The sequence below is a fragment of the Xanthomonas euvesicatoria genome (genome assembly GCF_013112235.1).
In the GTDB taxonomy this organism is placed as follows: domain Bacteria; phylum Pseudomonadota; class Gammaproteobacteria; order Xanthomonadales; family Xanthomonadaceae; genus Xanthomonas; species Xanthomonas euvesicatoria.
In genome coordinates this window covers 1,921,233-1,938,488 of the sequence record NZ_JABFFS010000001.1, presented here as the reverse complement: position 1 = coordinate 1,938,488, position 17,256 = coordinate 1,921,233, and the positions used below count along the sequence as shown (strand labels likewise).

Sequence of the window (17,256 nt, the reverse complement as noted above, 5' to 3'; positions counted from 1 at the left end):
AGCTTGCCGGGCACCGCCCCCGCGCCGATGCTGCTCCCCATGAATGAAGACGTCTCGCAGCTGATCATGGTTGTCGCGGTATTCCTGTTGGCTGGCGCGGTCAAAGGCGTGGCCGGCATGGGGCTGCCAACGGTGGCAATGGGGTTGCTGGGGCTGTGGCTTCCGCCCAGCCAAGCCGCCGCGCTGCTGGTGCTGCCTTCGTTGGTGACGAATCTGCAACAGGCCTGGGGGCCAGCTGCGACCGAGCTGTTGCGGCGTCTGTGGCCGGTGCTGGCGATGGTGGTGGCGGGCACCTGGTTGAGCGCCGGGTTGATGATTGGCGGTCATCCGCGTTACCTGCGCGGCGCACTTGGGGTCCTGCTGGTTGCCTATGCCCTGCTGGGGCTTGCCCGCCGGCAATGGACCCTGCCGCCACGTCACGAGCGCTGGGGCAGCCCGCTGATCGGCCTGGTCGGTGGCCTGCTCAATGGCGCCACCGGCGTGCTGGTCCTCCCGGTGGTGCCGTACCTCTCTGCACTGGGCCTGCCACGCGAGGTGTTGATCCGCGCACTGGCCGCGTGCTTCGGCACGGCAACGCTTGCGCTGGCAATCGCACTGGTCTGGCACGGTGGCGTGCCGCTCTCGGCCGGCCTGCCATCGCTGCTGGCGTTGCTGCCCACCGCGCTGGGAGTGTGGGCCGGTACGAAGCTGCGACGCCGCATCTCTGCCGAGGCATTCCGCCGGATATTTTTCGGCACCTTGCTGCTGCTCGGCCTGCAGGCCTGCTGGCAGGCCATCGCCTGAGACGCTGCCATCGGCAACCCTACTGTCCAAATGAAAACGCCACCGGCAAGCGGTGGCGCCCATGCATTGAATCGGCAGTCTGGCTCAGTCTGCCCAACGTCCCGGTGCGGTCGACTTCGGCAGCACCTGCGCCGACAACGGCTTGTCCTGCGACAGCAAGCCCAGCGCATCGGCCAGGATGGCCGCCGACTCATGCAGCAGCGGATCCGGACGCTTTTCGGCGGCCTTTTCGCGTGCAGTGTCCTTGACGATGTCGCGCTCGTTACCGGTCAGGCCGTCGTCGCTGTCTTCGGCAAGCGGATCCAGCGGCAGGCCGAGTTGCTTGCGAATCTGCTGGCGATCCTTGCGTTGCTGATCCTGCTTCTGTCGCTCGGCAACGCGCTCGGCCTCATTCAACGAAATGTACTTCTTGGCCTTTTCGTCGCGGAACTGCTTGACGTCTTCTTCCCACCACTGGAATTCCTTGTCGGTGGCGATGCGCGTAGTGTGCAAAGCCTGCAACTTGGGCAGCAGCGGTGCGAAGTTGCCGTACTGGGTGTGCGGCGCAGCGGCGATACGCGTCCACGGCAATGCATTGTCGTAGGTGCTCTCACCGAACTCGGTGGCATCCACGCTGGCCGGGAAGGCGATATCCGGCACCACACCCTTGTGCTGGGTGCTCGAGCCGCTGACGCGGAAGAACTGCGCGATCGTCAACTTGACCTGCCCATACCGCTGCCCTTCTGCAGCAGGCCAGCGATCCAGGTCGACGATGTTCTGCACGGTGCCCTTGCCGAAGCTGGTTTCGCCGATCACCAGACCACGACCGTAGTCCTGGATGGCACCGGCAAAGATCTCCGATGCCGACGCCGAGCCGCGGTTGATCAAGACAGCCAGCGGGCCGTCCCAGGCGACCTTGGGGTCGCTGTCGCCGTTGACGGTGACGCGGCCGCCGGATTCGCGGACCTGCACGACCGGCCCCTGCTCGATGAACAAGCCGGTCAGTTCGATCGCCTCGTCGAGCGACCCACCGCCGTTGTTGCGCAAGTCGAGCACCACGCCATCGACCTTGTCGGTCTTGAAGCCGGCCAGCAGCTTGGCGACGTCGCGCGTGGCCGAGGCGTAGTCGGTTGCGTTACGGCGACGGCCTTCGAAATCCTGGTAGAAGCCCGGCAGCTTGATGATGCCGATGCGGCGCTGCGGCTCGCTGCCGGTGGCCGGCAAGGTGATGGTTTCGCCCTTGGCAGCCTGCTCGGCCAGACGCACCTTCTGACGGGTCAGAGTCACCGTGCGGTGCTTGCCGTCGATGCCCGACTCGGCCGGGATGTACTCCAGGCGCACCTGGGTATCCTTGCTGCCGCGAATCTTGGCCACCACGTCATCGATGCGCCAGCCGATCACATCTTCGATCGCGCCATTCTTGGACTGCCCAACGCCGACGATGCGATCGCCCGGCTTGAGCGTGCCGTCCACCGCCGCCGGACCGCCCGGGATCACCTCGCGGATCACCACCATGTCGTCCTGCTTCTGCAGCTGCGCGCCAATGCCTTCCAGCGACAGTGACATCTGCTGGTTGAACGTTTCGGCAGTGCGCGGGGTGAAGTAATCGGTATGCGGGTCGACGGCATTGGTATAGGCGTTGACGAAGAACTGGAACACATCTTCGCCCTTGAGCTGCTTGACCGAATCGGCCAGTGCCACATACCGCTTGTCCAGCGTCTTGCGAATGTCGTCGGGCTTCTTGCCGGCCAGTTTCAGGCGCAGCCAATCGTTCATCACCGACTGGCGCCACAGCACGTCCAACTGCTTGTCGTCTGCAGCCCACGGCACGTCCTTGCGGTCGTACTCGAACTTGTCGTTCCCGCTGAAATCGAAGTCCTGCTTGAGCAGGTCGCGCGCGTACTTGACCCGTTGATCGACGCGCTTCTTGTAGACCGAGAACACCTGGAACGCCGGCTCCAGGTTGCCGCCTCGCAACGCGTCGCCCACGCCGGCCTGGAGCGGCGCGAAGCTGTCGATATCGGCCTGGGTGAAGAACTGTTTGCCGCCATCCAGCGTTTCCAGGTAGCGCTTGAACACGTCCTTGGACATCGCCTCGTCCAGCGTGCGCGGCCGGTAGGCATAGCGGCTGTCGGAGAGCAGGCCGTAGACGAGTTTGGTGGCCGTCGCCTGGTCGGGCGTGGCGGCGGCGGGCAGCGCAGTATCGGCGCGTGCAAGCAAGGCCATCGGAGTGGTCAACACCAGCGCCAGCAGGCCGGCCTTCATGCACGAAGAAACGTTGTAGGTCATCGAATGGCTCTCGGCACGAGGCCGACGAAAGAAGGGCGGTGAACGGATCAGACAGCATGACAGTGCCGAAAGTTGCTGGCGTTGTCATCCGCTGGCTGAATCAGCCTAGCGCCGGGCCTGTAGCGGATTGTGAACGAGACCGTACCTTGCGGCTGCGCGCCGCATGGGCCAGAGACGACACAGCCCCGCGCGATGCACGGGGCTGTCGTTGATTGGCATCGCGATATGGCCGGCCGTAGCGCGTCGCCACTGGTCGATCAGCGGCCTACCGACAACACGCAGGACCGGCCTGCATCGAACGCACCCGCACCGCGGGGCTGGTTCCGACATCGATCGCACACGGCCGCGGCAGTCGCCCGATTGCCTGTTACCGACTCAGGCGGCTGTTACCGACTCAGGCGGCGACGCCAGCGCCTGCAGCCTGCCGATCGGCGTGGTACGACGAACGCACCATCGGGCCGGAGGCGACATGACTGAAGCCCAGCGCATTGCCGTAGTCTTCCAGCGCCTTGTATTCCTCCGGCGTCCAGTAACGCATCACCGGATGATGGTGCGGCGTGGGCTGCAGATACTGGCCGATGGTGATCATGTCCACATCGTGCGCGCGCAGGTCGCGTAGCGTGGCCTGCACCTGCTCCATCGTTTCGCCCAGGCCCAGCATGATGCCGGACTTGGTGGCGATGGACGGATGCTGCGCCTTGAAGCGCTGCAACAGCGTCAGCGACCATTGGTAGTCCGCGCCGGGGCGCACGTTCGGGTACAGGTCCGGCACGGTTTCGATATTGTGGTTGAACACGTCCGGCGGGCTCAGCGCCAGGATCTCCAGCGCGCGGTCCATGCGGCCCTTGCCGCGGAAATCCGGAGTCAGGATTTCGATACGCGTGTTGGGCGAACTGGCCCGGATGGCCGAAATGCAGTCGACGAAATGCTGGGCGCCACCGTCGCGCAGGTCGTCGCGGTCCACGCTGGTTACCACCACGTACTTCAGGCCCATGTCGGCCACGGTGGCGGCCAGGCTGGCCGGCTCGCTCGCGTCGGGCGGCTTCGGCCGGCCATGCGCCACGTCGCAGAACGAGCAGCGCCGCGTGCAGACCTCGCCCAGGATCATGAAGGTCGCGGTGCCGTGGCTGAAGCATTCGTGGATGTTCGGGCAGCTGGCTTCTTCGCACACCGTGACCAGGCGGTTTTCGCGCAACTTGGCCTTGAGGTTCTGTACCGCATTGCCGGAGGGAATCCGCACCCGGATCCACGACGGTTTCCGCAGCACCGGCGCGTCGACGAACTGCACCGGCGAGCGGTTGATCTTGTCGCCACCGATCTGCTTGACGCCGGTCTGCAGCGGCGCAGGCGCGGCGGTGTCGCCGGAGACGACCTGCAAGGGAATGGAACGGGCGATAGGCTGGGTCATGACGATACGGGGCGCTCAGGCCGGAAGCGAAAGGTCGGGCAATGCGGAAGTGGGCTGCAGCACGAGGCCGAACTGGCGCGCCAGCTGGTCGAGCAGCACCGCCTTGACGGCGTCCATCCCGGAGGGGCCGCCCAAGTCTAGCACCGAGGTCACCTGCAGACCCTGGTAGCCACACGGGTTGATGCGGTGGAACGGTTCCAGGTCCATCGCCACGTTGAACGACAACCCGTGGAAGGTGCAGCCACGCCGCACGCGAATCCCGAGCGCGGCGATCTTGGCCCCGCCCACGTACACGCCAGGAGCACCGTCGCGGCGCTCGGCCACGATGTTCCACTCCTCCAGCGTATCGATCAGCGCCTGCTCGATCTTGCACACGTAATCGCGCACACCGATCTTCAGCCGGCGCAGATCCAGCAACGGGTAAACGACCAATTGGCCCGGGCCGTGATAGGTGACCTGCCCGCCGCGATCGACCTGCAGCACCGGAATCTCGCCCGGGGCCAGCACATGCTCGGGTTTGCCGGCCTGACCCAACGTAAACACCGGCGCATGCTCGACCACCCAGACCTCATCGGCCGTGTGTTCACCACGCGCATCGGTGAAACGCTGCATTGCACGCCACACAGGCGCGTAGTCCTGCTGGCCGAGGTCGCGTAATTGCGCAGGCAAGCCAACCGTAGAGCTGCTCACGGGCTCGGCCGCTACAGCGTCCACTTCACTTCCGGATGATCGCGTAGCGCCTGATGTGCGGCCTCGAACTGCTCGCGGCTTTCAGCACGGAAGCCAATTTTGACCGAGACATACTTTCCGCTGGAAGAATGCTTCCAGCTCACGCTCTCCTGCAGCAGCTCCACGCCAGTGGCAGCAAGCAGGCGCGGAAGCTCGGTTTCCAGGCCGCGCTCGGCCGTGCCCATGGCGCTGAGCTCGAAGGTGCCGGGAAACTGAAAACCGTGATCGGGGTTGTCGGTGCTGATATCCATCCGCCCATTATCGGGCCGACGATGGGCAAACCCAAGCCTCTGCAGCCGATCGCCGCGCCTGGTTGGTCTGTAGTGCCGCCATGCAATCGGCACCGAACTTTCCAAAAAACGTGACGCAACCACGCTGATGAACCGAGCGCAGCCATGGGTAGCTGGCAACGCGGTCGCAAGCCGAAGCGGCAGAGGCTGCAGTCGCGACCACGCACTTCACACGGCGCAACAGAAGACGCAGGCATTTTTCCGATTCCAGCTCTCCTCCCCCAGGTCCTCCATGCTCCGACCGCGCGCGTTGTCTGCTGCCTTGCTGCTTTCTCTCTCCGGGCTGTCGTTGCCGGCCCTGGCGGCGGATCAGTGCGATTCCAGCCGTCTTGGGCGCACGCCGCCTGCGGTGAACTTCCGTGTCGATAACGACTTGTTCGGCGGCGAGGATCAGGACCAGGGGTATTCCAACGGCGCGGTACTGACATTGGTGTCGCCGAACCTGGTCGATTACACCGACGACCCGTGCCTGCCGCGGACTGCGCGGTGGGTCAACAGCTATCTGGAGCGGCTGCACCCGGGCGAGTTCGACCAGCAGAACATGGTGTTTTCCATCGGCCAGGCGATCTTCACCCCGACCGATTACACCCGCCGCGACGTCATCCCGGACGACCGCCCCTATGCCGGCATCCTGCTGGCGAGCTTCGGCTACAACGCGCGTAACGATGCGCACCTGCGCACCACGCAGTTGCAGGTCGGCGTTGTCGGCCCGTGGGCGCTTGCGAAGGAAGCGCAGGATGCGATCCACGATGCACTCGGGGACGAGAAATTCCAGGGCTGGGACAACCAGCTGCACAACGAACCGCTGATCAACCTGGTGCACGAGCGCATGCATCGCTGGCCGGCCGATGCCAGCGGCAATGCCGGTGGGTTCGGCTGGGATTTCATTTCGCATTGGGGCGGCGCGGTCGGCAACATGGCCACGCACTTGAATGCCGGCGGCGAAGCGCGCTTCGGCTGGAAGCTGCCTGACGACTTCGGCAGCACCCCGACCCGCCCCGCGGGCGAAAACACCGCCCCCAGCCGGCTCGGGCGCGCCAGCGGCTGGTCCGGCCACCTGTTCGTCACCACCGACGCGCGCTGGGTGATCCGCGACATCACCCTGGACGGCAACACCTTCCGCAACAGCCACAGCGTGGACAAGCGCCCGTTCGTCGGCGATGTGGGCTACGGCCTGGCAGTGATGTACGGCCGCTGGAAATTCGCCCTCGCCCGCTACCACCGTACCCGCGAATTCGACACCCAGCGCGAAACGCCGGTGTATGGCAGTTTTACTATCAGTCGAATGCTTTGAGGGCGGCGAATCGAGAATGGGGAATGGGGAATCGCAAAAGCCAAGGCTGTGCCCTAGCTTTTAAACCATTCCCGATTCTCAATTCCCGATTCCAAAAAAATGCCGGCTTTCGCCGGCATTTTCTTCACTCCGATTCCCACCACATCCAGAACGCATCCCACAGGCGCTTGAAGAATCCGCCCTCTTCGACCGCGTTGATGGCGACCAGCGGGGCCTGGGCGATGACCTTGCCGTCCAGGCTGACCTTCACGGTGCCAACCTGCTGCCCCTGCTTGATCGGTGCCTGCAGGTTCTTGGGCACTTCCATGCTGGGCTTGAGATCGTTGTAGCGGCCGCGCTGCAGGCTGACCAGCAGCGGCTGTGCCACGCCGAGCTGCACTTCATCCTGCTGACCCTTCCAGACCTTCTGCTTGGTGACGACCTTGCCGGGCGCATACAGGCTGTGGGTTTCGAAGAAGCGGAAGCCCCAGTTGAGCAGCGCCAGGCTATCGGTGGCGCGCTGTTCTTCGGAGCTGTCGCCCATCACCACCGCGATCAGGCGCTGATCGCCGCGCTTGGCCGAGCTCAGCAGGCAGTAGCCGGCTTCGGAAGTGTGACCGGTCTTGATGCCGTCCACCGCCGAGTCGCGCCACAGCAGCCGGTTACGGTTGCTCTGCTTGATGGTGCCGACCTGGAATTCCTTGATCTTGTTGTAGGCGTAGGTCTCCGGGTAATCGCGCACCATCGCGCGGCCCAGCAGGGCCAGGTCGTAGGCGGTGGAGTGATGCCCTTCGGCGCTCAGTCCGTGCGCGTTGACGAAGTACGAATCCTTCATGCCGATCTTGGCGGCGTAGCTGTTCATCAGCGAGGCGAAGGCTTCTTCGCTGCCGGCCACGTGCTCGGCCAGCGCGATGGCGGCATCGTTGCCGGACTGGATCGCCATGCCCTTTTCCATGTCTTCCAGACGCGCCGTCTGGTTGACCGGGAAGCCGCTGTAGCTGCCGTCGGTGCCCGCGCCGCCTTCGCGCCAGGCGCGTTCGCTCATCATGACCTGGTCGTCGCGCTTGACCTTGCCGTTCTTGATCTCGGCGGCGACCACGTAGGAGGTCATCACCTTGGTGATGCTGGCCGGCGCCAGCTGCTGGTGGATGTTTTCACCGGCCAGCACCTGCCCGGTGGCGTAGTCCATCAGGATCCAGGACTTGGACACGGCCGGTGCGGGCGCCGGCGGTACCGGCAAGGCGGCCGGGGCGGCAGCCACGGCAGGAGTCGGCTGCGGCGCAGGTGTCTGGGCGCAGACCAGGCCGAAGGCGAACGTGGCCACGGCAGCGGCGGCGAAGCGGAATTTCATTGAAGAACGACTCCTGACGGGCCCGAAAGCCGGGCAATGCGAAATTGTAAGGCGCCGCGGCGATCAGGGCGACGCGTTGCGCGATGCGTGCGCTTGCGCAGTTCAGCGATGGCAGCCAGGCGCACGGACGCTTGCGGTGCCCGAGGCGAACTGCCGAATGCGGCGACACGCACACGTGCGGCATTGCTTGCAGCGCATTCGACGGGCGACGCTGGTGCGCAGGCGTGAGCTGGAGGCAGAGGACGCGAAGGATTTGACGTGCGCGACGTGCATATCGAAGCCGACCTTGGCCGCATCCGCCTCGCAGATGCGCAATGCAGATGCGCAATGTTTACCCGCTGACCGGGTGGGCTCAGCCGTTCCCGATAATGCCACTGCAGCCAGCGCGCAAGCACGGATGCGCTCACGCCCGATCGGCGTCGCAGTGGCCCACCCAGGCGCGCTAATTGACCACGATCTGCGGGCGACCGAACCCGAGGCCGGCGATGCGCTGGGCAATCTCCGACGCATTTGCATGGTCGCGTGCATTCACGCGTAGCCGCCACAGCGTGCGCCCGCCACTTACGATGTCGCTGACGCTGGCGCCGGCAATCCCCGCCGAAGCCAGTTGCGACAGTGCGCGATTGGCGTTTTCGCGGCTGGCGAAACTGGCGACCTGCAGCAGGATGTCGCCGAGCGCAGCTTCGGCCACGCTGGGCGCCTTGGCGGGCGCTGGGTCGGCCTTGAGCGGGCGCGAGGCAGTGCTTTCGGACGGCTTGACCGCCGCAACCGCCACTGGCGGCGCCGCGGCGGGCACGGCGGCGGACGCTGACGGGGCCGGTCGCGGGGCCGCAGCAGCCGGCTTGCCGGTGGCCACACGCACGCCCTGCGCCTTCATCCAGGCATCGAAGTTGTCGGCATTGCCGGGTTGGCGCGAATCGGCGACGCGGTAGCGCCAACGCTCGCCGGCCGCAGTGACCGGTGCACCGGCAGTGGGTGCAGCGGCAGTTGTGGCAACCGCGGTGGCGGTACCGGTGGCGACCGCACGCGGCGGCACGGTGCGGGTGGGCAAGCGCTGCACCAGGCCATCGATCTGGCTGGCGCCGGCAGCCGGCCGCGCCGCGGCAACGGCGGTATTCACCGGTGTCTGGCCACTGCGGCGCTTGGCGAGCAGATTGCCGTTGTCGGCTTCGGTCAGGCCGCGGACTTCGACATTGCCGGTGCCCTTGCCGGTGATGCCCAACTTCACCGCCGCGGCGTAGCTCAGATCGATCACCCGGCCGTCGTGGAAGGGGCCGCGGTCGTTGACGCGCACCACCACCGACTGGCCGGTGTCGGTGTTGGTCACCAGCGCAAAGCTGGGCAGCGGCAAGGTCTTGTGCGCGGCGGTGAAGGCGTACATGTCGTACACCTCCTTGTTGGAGGTCAGCCGGCCATGGAACTTGTTGCCGTAGTACGAGGCGGTGCCGCGTTCGACATAGTCGCCGGGGTTGTCCATCACCACATAGCGCTTGCCCAGCACTTCGTACGGCGAACGATTGCCCACCGCCGAGCGCGGCTCGTTGGTCACCAGCGGCTCGGGGATGCAGGCCACATTGGGCACATGATCGGGCGTGGAGTCTTTCACGCCGGGCTTGTACAAGCCGCCGGCGGTGTAGTCGCCGCGCGTGGACGGATCTTCCTTGGCGGGCGCATACGGCGAGGTGGACGGGCAACCGGTGGCGACATACGCCGGGCCCTTGCCTTCGACCTTCACACCCTTGATCGCGCCGCTGCCGGTGCCGCCGGCGGTCTTCTTCGGTGCGCTGCTACAGGCCGCCAGGCCGAGCATCAGCGCCATCGGGATCAGCCACTTGGGGCCTGCAATGTTGTTCATGCCGGGGGTAACTCCTTGCCGGCGATGGCCTCGGACAGCTGGAACACGGCCATCGCATACATCTTGGAAATGTTGTAGCGGGTGATCGCGTAAAAGTTCTGGAAGCCCAGCCAGTACTGCTTGCCGTTGGCGTCGTCCAGGCTGATCGGGGTAGCGGTGCTGCCGGCCACCACCGGTGCGCTCGGGTGATAGCCGCGCGCCGACAGGTCGGACAGCGTGTACACCGGCGACCAGTCGGTGGGATTGAATTCTTCGTGCCCGGCGGCCAGCGTGGCCGGTACCGCGACCTGCCCGCCACGCACCCAGCCGCCCTTCTTGACGAAGTAATTGGCGATCGAGGCGAATACGTCGTTGTAGTCGGTGAACAGATTACGCTTGCCGTCGGCATCGCCATCCACGCCGAACTGGCGATAGCTGGACGGCATGAACTGGCCCATGCCCATTGCGCCGGCATAGCTGCCGATCAGGGTGCTGACGTCGAGTTGCTCTTCCTTGCCGAGCGCGAACAACTGGGCGAGTTCGTCGCGGAAAAACAGTTCGCGGCGCACTTCGCGTTCGAGCTTGGCCGGGTCGCCGCTGCGCGGATAGCGGAACGCCAGCGTGTACAGCGCGTCCAGCACGCGGTATTTGCCGGCGTTGCTGCCGTAGCTGGTTTCCACCCCGATGATGGCCACGATCACCTGCGCGGGCACACCGGTGGCGGCTTCGACCTTGCTCAGCTCGGCGCGATGTTCGGCGAGAAACTTGCGGCCGCCATCGATGCGCGCCTGGGTGATGAACATCGGCCGGTATTCGTTCCACGGCTTGACCCGTTCGGCCGGGCGCGACATCGCAGTGACAATGGCGTCCTTGAATTGCGCCTGCGCCAGCACCGCTTCGATCTGCGCGGCATCGATGCCGTACCTGGCCGAGGTGTCGCGCACGAAGTTGGCGCGGGCGATCTCGAACGGCACCGGAGTCAGGTCGACTGGCGGAAGCGCGGGCGCCTCGGCGGCGGCGCTGGCCGGCGGTGCTGATGCCGATGGCGCAAGCGGCGGCTTGGCCGGCGGCGCGCTGGCAGCCGGTGGCGGCGACGGAGGACTGGGCTGGGTCGCGCAGGCGACAAGGCCGAGGGTGAGCAGGCAGGTCAGGGTGCGTCGAATCATCGGCCGAGGGTAACAGACATCAGATGAACTTCTGGCAATAAGGCCATGAAAACGAAGAACTTTGGCCAATGTCAAGACTCTCCGCAGCATGCCGCCTCCGCCAGAGCGAACCGGCCAGTGGTCCGCGGCGGGCGCTGAAGGGCGCTTCCCAAGGCCTGCGGCTGGCGGTGGTGGCAGCACCGCGGCCTCGGGCAGATGGATGAGGCCGCTATCGTCGCGTGGCCCTGCCGATCTGCCGGGCCAAGCCCGGCGTCGGCCCCCTTCTCCGGAGCATAGGCTGCCTTCTCGCAGCCGGCCTGCGCTGCTGCGCAGGAGCGTTCGTCAGCGACACGACCGGCGAAGGTCGCGCCGCACCGCTTATAGCTCTGGAAACTGCGAAGCGCCCGGGCAGGTAGGCACCGCACCGTCGAGCTGGACTGCGGTGGTCACCACGTTGCTGCCGCTCGGCGTCAACGCGCTATTGCTCAGACCGATCCGCGCATTGCCGGTGGTATTGCCGAGGTTGTCGGACGCCACGTTCGCCAGCACCAGATCGAGCGGAGCGCTCGCATCGGCGCCCTGCAGGAGCCATCCCTTGCCGCCGCGCCCGTCGACGCTGCGCAAGCCATCGACCACGATCCTGCGAAAGGTCGGGACGTTGCCGCCGCGGGCGCTGCCGTAGAACGGATTGATCACCAGCGGGTTGCTCACTCCGTACAGGCAGGTGTTGCGGTAGGTCACCAGGTCGACCGCCCCTGCCTTGGCCAGGCTGGTCTTGATGCGCAGGCCATTGTTGTCGGTGCTGCGATTGCCGTTGGCATCGGTGGATACGATGACGTTGTTGTCGACCAGCACGTTGCTGACACCGGACATCAATTCGCTACCGATCGAGATGCCGTGGGTGCCATAGAAGCGCGAATTCAGCACGCTGATGTTGGCCGACCTGGACGCAATGGTCTTGATCGCCACGCCATCATCGCCGCTCATCACGTCGCTGTCCTGGATGGTGGCATTGAGCACACTGTCCAGGTCCAGCGCGTCGGTATTGGGACTGGTGGCCGGCGACTTCACGCGCACGCCCCAAATGGTCAGGCCGTCGACGATATGCGCAAAGAAATGGAAGTACGGTGCATTGACCAGGTTGATGTCGTAGAGCGTGAAAGCGCTGGCGTTCTGCAACTTGACCAGGTCCGGGCTGTTCTGCACCTGGCCGGCGCCTTTGGCGGCCTCGCCGAACTCCCACCAGGTGGTGGTCTTGCCCAGCATGGGCAGATCGCCGCGGCCATCGATGGTGCCCTGGTGGCCATTGCGGCGCACCCCCATCACGCCGGATCGAGCGCCCTTGATGGCGATCAACGGCAGGCAGCCTCCGCTTCTGGCGCCTGCCGTACCGCAACCGTTGCCGTAGTCGGCCGGGTTGCGCGAGCCGTACACGGTGACGCCTTGATCGACGACCAGTGTCACGCCAGCGGGGATCGACAACGGGCCAGTCAGGAAGGCGTCGCCGCTGCCGGTGGTCAACAACACGCTACCGTGCTTGCTGGCGCAATCGGTCAGCGCGGTCTGGATGGCCTGGGTATCGGGCGGCGCGCTTTCCAATGCCGGGTCGAATTGGCGATCGCTGGCGGTCCGGCCGGCACGCAGCAGCTTGCAGGTGGCCGGAACGACCGGCTCGGACAGCGGACGGGAATCGCCAGTGGCGAAATCGATGGCGGCGGCATGACCGGCCAGCGCCAGACAGGCACCGCCGATGGCGGTGGCGAGCAGTTTCATCGGGGAGATCACTCGAATGCGAAGGAATGTGTCGCCTGCACGTTGCGATCGACGCAGTCGCGCCAGCGTGCGGACTCTACAAGCGCCCGGCGCAGCTGGCGGCAGCGATTGCGAATCGGCCACCGTGGCACCGAACCAGTCGCCCAGGGAGCCGTTTTTTACAGGCTCCCGCAAAACTCCAGACGCCGACGCGACTTCAAGGTCGCGGGATCAAGAGCCCTCAGCAGAGTGGCGATCCTCCGTCTGAACGCCGACTGCCATCGCCGTCGATGCCGACTGAAGCAGCCATGGCGATGCACTGCATCTGCCCGACGGCGAGCGGCCGACGATCACCTGCGCTGGCTGCTGCACAGGACTGCGCTCCTAGGTGCCTTGCACGCGCGATGGCATGGGTCTTGTTGAGCCAACATTCCAGTCACCACACGCGGCCGGCTTGACCAGTTTATCCAAGGGCACCAGTGAATTTAATTCGCGTAGTTTTCAGTGGCAAATAATACCCCGGCCCACCGCTCCATTTACTCGAATTATATTAGATAAAATTCCCCGTTATATACATCCATATCCGACCCACGCGCTTTCGTGACTTTCTCCGCAATTCCATCTTATCCATTAACTTCACTATAGACAAAATGCGCGACGCTCAGGCAACAATTAAATGCGCCACTGGCGATATCCCCCGCAGCCTGCAACAGGCCGCCCTTCTCCAACCCAAATAAAATTTAAATGACCATATATTCGAACGCACGTGATTTCAGGAAAGCCGCATGCTGTGCCTTGCTCGCATTGGCAGCGGGAGTCGCCACGACGGCCAGCGCGCAGCAGGCCGTTCCCATTTTTGCGACAAATAAAAACCCCGGCGTAAAAGCAATTTTCGTACAGAACGTCAACGTTCGCAGCGGATGGAGCTGCACCCCGGTACCTTCGAACGGCAGGACCACAACCCTTGCCTCGGTTCTTGTCGGCTCCACATTTCAAGTGGGTGGATTCAGCACGACCGACTGCAGACTCGGCACTGCGCTGCGAACCCTGAACCAGCCGACGTTTACAGTCGGCAACGTGTTTCAAGTCTTTATCGACGTTAACGGCAGCATCCGAGTTTCCCAATAAGGCTGCAACGCTCAGCACTGACACGCGCGGCAGCCCTTCCTGCCAGGGGCTGCCGCGTCGCCAGCAAAAGGGACAATGTTCAAGGCGCGCCTGCCGTACGAGCATATTTCCGGCACGGCTCAGTAACCGTGCACCGGGCGATGCGACTTTACTGCCATGACCAGGCCCAGGCCGGCCAGCAACGACACCGCCGAGGTGCCGCCGTAACTCATCAGCGGCATCGGCACGCCCACCACCGGTAGCAGGCCGGAGATCATGCCGCCGTTGACCAGCACGTAGACGAAGAACGCCAGGCCGGTGGCGCCGGCAACCAGGCGCGAATAGGTGTCGCGCGCCTGCGAGGCGATCCACAGGCAGCGGCCGATGACGATCAGGTACAGGGTCAGCACGGTGGCGACACCGATCCAGCCGAATTCTTCGCTGAGCACGGAAAACGCAAAGTCGGTGGTCTGTTCGGGAATGAAGTTCAGGTGCGATTGCGAGCCCAGACCCCAGCCCTTGCCGTTCAACCCGCCCGAACCGATCGCGATCTTTGACTGGATGATGTTCCAGCCCGCGCCAAGCGCGTCGTTTTCGGGGTTGAGGAACATCATGATGCGGTCCTTCTGGTACGGCCGCAGCAGCCAGAACCACGCCACCGGCGCAGCCGCGGACACACCGCCCACACCAACGGCCACCCACCACCACGGCAGGCCGGCCAGCAACAGCACGAACACGCCGCTGGCAGCAATCAACACGCCGGTGCCGAAGTCCGGCTGCAACATGATCAGCGCGGTGGGCACGCCGATAATCACGCCGGTCACCAGCACGGTGGCAATGCGCGGCGGCAGCGGCATGCGGTGCAGATACCAGGCCGCCATCATCGGCAGGCTGATCTTGAGCAGTTCTGCCGGCTGCAGGTAGAACACTTTCAGGTCCAGCCACTGCCGGCCGTACTTACCGGTGCCCAGCGCGAAGACCGCCAGCAGCGGCAGCATCGACAAGCCGTACACCCACGGTGTCCAGGCGCGCAGGCGCAGTACCGACATGCGTGAAATGCCCCACATCGCTGCTGCCCCGATAATGAAGCGGATGCCCTGCGCCAGCATCAGGTGCTCGCCATTGGCAGTGCCGCCGGCGCTCTTGAGCACCGACAGGCCGATGGCCATCAGGCCGCCCAGCGCCAGGCACAGCACCCAGTCCAGGCTGCGCGTAAAGCGCGCAGCCATGTCCACCAACCAGCGCAGGATGTCGCTCAATGGTCGGTCTCCTGCACCGCGTCCGGCACATCCGGCACCACCGGTTGCGCGGGAGTGTTGGGGTCCAGCGCAACGGCGCTCTGGCCGATCACCACCGGCAGCTCGTCCAGCGTGGCAGCGGCGGCGTCGCCGGCGGCGCGCGCGTCGGTGACGCCGGCTTCGAACTGATTGACGCCCACGGCGGTCATGCCCAGCTCGCTGTCCAGCGGCTCCAGACCGGCGGGCATCTTGCCCAGCAGCCAGGCATCGAAGATCTTGCGTGCGATCGGCGCCGCCGAACTGGTGCCGAAACCGCCGCCTTCCACCGCCACCGCCACCGCGATGACCGGGTTGTCGGCCGGCGCGAAGCCGACGAACAGGCCGCGGTGACGCAGGTGCAACGGCAGGCTGCGCGGGTCCACTGCCGCCACGCCCTTGCGGCTGACCACCTGCGCGGTGCCGGTCTTGCCCGCCATCTGGTACGGCGCGCCCGGGGTGATCGCATAGCCGGTGCCGCCGGGCCGCATGGTGTCCATCATGCCCTCGCGCACCACCTGCAGATGCGCCGGGTTCTGGCTGAGCGGCTTGCCGGGCGGCTGGATCATCGGCTCCCAGGGATGATCGAAACCGGTGCGTTCTTCCAGCACCAGGTGCGGGCGCAGCAGCAGGCCACTGGCGATCGCCGAGACGCCGCGCACCAGCTGCAGCGGCGTGACCTTCCAGTCGCCCTGGCCGATGGCGATGTTGACCGTGTCGCCGGGATACCAGCGCTCCTTGCGCGTCTTGTACTTGTAGGCGGGCGACGGCAGGATGCCGCCGATTTCGCCCAGCAGGTCCACCCCGGTAGGCTGGCCGAAGCCGTACTCGGACATGTAGTGGTCGAAGCGCTCGATGCCCATATCCACCGCCAGGCGGTAGTAGTAGGTATTGACCGACTGGGCGATCGACTTGCGCAGGTCGGTCCAGCCATGCCCGCCGCGGTGCGAATCGCCCCAACCGCGGCTGACGCCGGGCAGGTAGAACATGCCGGTGGACAGCACCCGGTCTTCCGGCCGGCGCAGGCCGCTGTCCAGGCCGGCCAACGCGATCAGCGGCTTGAGCGTGGAGCCCGGCGCCACGCCGCCCAGCACCAGCCGGTTGAACTGCGGCCGGGACGGGTTGTCGTTGAGCATCTTGAAATCGGTATGCGAGATGCCGTTGACGAACAGGTTGGGGTCGTAGCTGGGCAGGCTGACCATGCCCAGGATCTCGCCGGTGCGCGGGTCCATCGCAATGGCCGCCCCTTCGTGCTCGCCGAAGGCGGCCACCATCGCGCGCTGCAGGTCGGCGTCTACCGACAGGCGCAGATCCGCACCCGACTGCGGGGCGACCCGGCCGACGGTGCGGATGGCCCGCCCCTGCACATTGGTTTCGACCTGCTCGTAACCGACCTGCCCGCGCAGATCCTGCTCGTAGTAGCGCTCCAGCCCGGATTTGCCCATATGGGTGAGCGCAGCATTGCCCTCGCCCAGCACTGCCAGGTCTTTTTCGTCGATCCGGCCCACATAACCGATGATGTGCGCGAACAACGGGCCGTAGGGATAACGCCGGGTCAGATACGGTTCCAGCTCCACGCCGGGGAAGCGCCAGCGCTCCACCGCGAACCGTGCCATCTCTTCATCGCTCATGCGCAGCTTGAGCGTCACCGGCAAAAAGCTGCGGCGTGCGCGGCGCTCGCGGTTGAAGCGCTCCAGATCCTCCGGCGCGATCGGGATCACCTTGCCCAACGCGTCCAGCATGGCGTTCATGTCGGCGACCTTGTCGGGGGTCACGTCCAGACGGAAGGCCGGCACGTTTTCGGCCAGCAGCCGGCCGGTGCGGTCGTAGATCATGCCGCGCCCGGGCACCACCGGTTTGGGCTTGATGCGGTTGGCCTCCGAACGGGTGGCGTAGACCTCGTGGTCGAGCACCTGCAACTTGAAATACCAGCCGCCCAGGCCGACCAGGCAGATCACCACCATCACAAAGCCCAGCACCGCGCGACGGCGGAACTGTTCGGCCTCCGCATGCGGATTCTTGGGATGACGGCGCCCGTGCAT

At 65.4% G+C, this 17,256-nt stretch carries 13 protein-coding genes; 2 read left to right on the top strand and 11 right to left on the bottom strand.

Annotated features, from left to right (window positions below; translation table 11 throughout):
* The first annotated feature begins 39 nt into the window (after positions 1-39).
* Complete coding sequence (locus HLH45_RS08225) at positions 40-783, top strand: sulfite exporter TauE/SafE family protein (RefSeq protein ID WP_014089333.1); 744 nt, start codon at positions 40-42, stop codon at positions 781-783.
* An 84-nt stretch (positions 784-867) separates the two neighbouring features.
* Here HLH45_RS08225 and HLH45_RS08220 read toward each other — a convergent pair whose 3' ends face one another.
* The 4 genes from HLH45_RS08220 to HLH45_RS08205 form a co-directional block, all read right to left on the bottom strand.
* Positions 868-3,027: a carboxy terminal-processing peptidase gene (locus tag HLH45_RS08220; RefSeq protein ID WP_008577900.1), complete on the bottom strand. Its 2,160-nt coding sequence runs from the start codon at positions 3,025-3,027 to the stop codon at positions 868-870.
* 418 nt (positions 3,028-3,445) lie between these two features.
* Positions 3,446-4,459: a lipoyl synthase gene (lipA, locus tag HLH45_RS08215; protein ID WP_008577899.1), complete on the bottom strand. Its 1,014-nt coding sequence runs from the start codon at positions 4,457-4,459 to the stop codon at positions 3,446-3,448.
* Positions 4,460-4,474: 15 nt separating this feature from the next.
* Positions 4,475-5,173, bottom strand: a complete 699-nt coding sequence (gene lipB / locus HLH45_RS08210; protein ID WP_008577898.1) for a lipoyl(octanoyl) transferase LipB — start codon at positions 5,171-5,173, stop codon at positions 4,475-4,477.
* The gene (locus tag HLH45_RS08205) at positions 5,161-5,439 is read right to left on the bottom strand and encodes a YbeD family protein (RefSeq protein ID WP_008577897.1); all 279 of its coding nucleotides are present in this window, start codon (positions 5,437-5,439) and stop codon (positions 5,161-5,163) included. Before HLH45_RS08205 ends, lipB begins: the two co-directional genes overlap by 13 nt.
* Positions 5,440-5,710: 271 nt before the next feature.
* Between HLH45_RS08205 and HLH45_RS08200 the strand changes: the two genes are divergently transcribed.
* Complete coding sequence (locus tag HLH45_RS08200; RefSeq protein ID WP_008577896.1) at positions 5,711-6,772, top strand: lipid A deacylase LpxR family protein; 1,062 nt, start codon at positions 5,711-5,713, stop codon at positions 6,770-6,772.
* A gap of 124 nt (positions 6,773-6,896) precedes the next feature.
* On the opposite strand, the gene HLH45_RS08195 is transcribed toward HLH45_RS08200, so the two are convergent.
* From HLH45_RS08195 to mrdA, 7 genes are all read right to left on the bottom strand, one after another.
* Entirely contained in the window at positions 6,897-8,102 is a 1,206-nt protein-coding gene (locus HLH45_RS08195; protein WP_008577895.1) for a D-alanyl-D-alanine carboxypeptidase family protein, read from the bottom strand.
* A gap of 442 nt (positions 8,103-8,544) precedes the next feature.
* Positions 8,545-9,957 carry a septal ring lytic transglycosylase RlpA family protein gene (locus HLH45_RS08190; RefSeq protein WP_046932245.1) on the bottom strand — a complete coding sequence of 471 codons (1,413 nt, stop codon included), beginning with the start codon at positions 9,955-9,957 and terminating at the stop codon, positions 8,545-8,547.
* Positions 9,954-11,102 (bottom strand): lytic murein transglycosylase B, encoded by a 1,149-nt coding sequence (gene mltB, locus HLH45_RS08185; protein WP_011346339.1) that lies wholly within the window; start codon positions 11,100-11,102, stop codon positions 9,954-9,956. Before mltB ends, HLH45_RS08190 begins: the two co-directional genes overlap by 4 nt.
* A gap of 357 nt (positions 11,103-11,459) precedes the next feature.
* Entirely contained in the window at positions 11,460-12,854 is a 1,395-nt protein-coding gene (locus HLH45_RS08180) for a glycoside hydrolase family 28 protein (RefSeq protein WP_008573353.1), read from the bottom strand.
* Positions 12,855-13,573: 719 nt separating this feature from the next.
* Positions 13,574-13,792, bottom strand: a complete 219-nt coding sequence (locus HLH45_RS08175; protein ID WP_161597853.1) for a hypothetical protein — start codon at positions 13,790-13,792, stop codon at positions 13,574-13,576.
* Between the two features lie 288 nt (positions 13,793-14,080).
* Positions 14,081-15,199 (bottom strand): rod shape-determining protein RodA, encoded by a 1,119-nt coding sequence (gene rodA, locus HLH45_RS08170; RefSeq protein WP_008573354.1) that lies wholly within the window; start codon positions 15,197-15,199, stop codon positions 14,081-14,083.
* Positions 15,196-17,256 (bottom strand): penicillin-binding protein 2, encoded by a 2,061-nt coding sequence (gene mrdA, locus HLH45_RS08165; RefSeq protein WP_008573355.1) that lies wholly within the window; start codon positions 17,254-17,256, stop codon positions 15,196-15,198. The genes rodA and mrdA overlap by 4 nt, the downstream gene beginning before the upstream one ends.

Bases quoted from the DNA above. Each gene is read 5' to 3' on its own strand.
- HLH45_RS08180 (WP_008573353.1), bottom strand. From the start codon at position 12,854: ATGAAACTGCTCGCCACCGCCATCGGCGGTGCCTGTCTGGCGCTGGCC.
- mltB (WP_011346339.1), bottom strand. From the start codon at position 11,102: ATGATTCGACGCACCCTGACCTGCCTGCTCACCCTCGGCCTTGTCGCC.
- HLH45_RS08220 (WP_008577900.1), bottom strand. From the start codon at position 3,027: ATGAAGGCCGGCCTGCTGGCGCTGGTGTTGACCACTCCGATGGCCTTG.
- HLH45_RS08190 (WP_046932245.1), bottom strand. From the start codon at position 9,957: ATGAACAACATTGCAGGCCCCAAGTGGCTGATCCCGATGGCGCTGATG.
- HLH45_RS08205 (WP_008577897.1), bottom strand. From the start codon at position 5,439: ATGGATATCAGCACCGACAACCCCGATCACGGTTTTCAGTTTCCCGGC.
- HLH45_RS08225 (WP_014089333.1), top strand. From the start codon at position 40: ATGAATGAAGACGTCTCGCAGCTGATCATGGTTGTCGCGGTATTCCTG.
- mrdA (WP_008573355.1), bottom strand. From the start codon at position 17,256: ATGCACGGGCGCCGTCATCCCAAGAATCCGCATGCGGAGGCCGAACAG.
- HLH45_RS08195 (WP_008577895.1), bottom strand. From the start codon at position 8,102: ATGAAATTCCGCTTCGCCGCCGCTGCCGTGGCCACGTTCGCCTTCGGC.
- HLH45_RS08200 (WP_008577896.1), top strand. From the start codon at position 5,711: ATGCTCCGACCGCGCGCGTTGTCTGCTGCCTTGCTGCTTTCTCTCTCC.
- lipA (WP_008577899.1), bottom strand. From the start codon at position 4,459: ATGACCCAGCCTATCGCCCGTTCCATTCCCTTGCAGGTCGTCTCCGGC.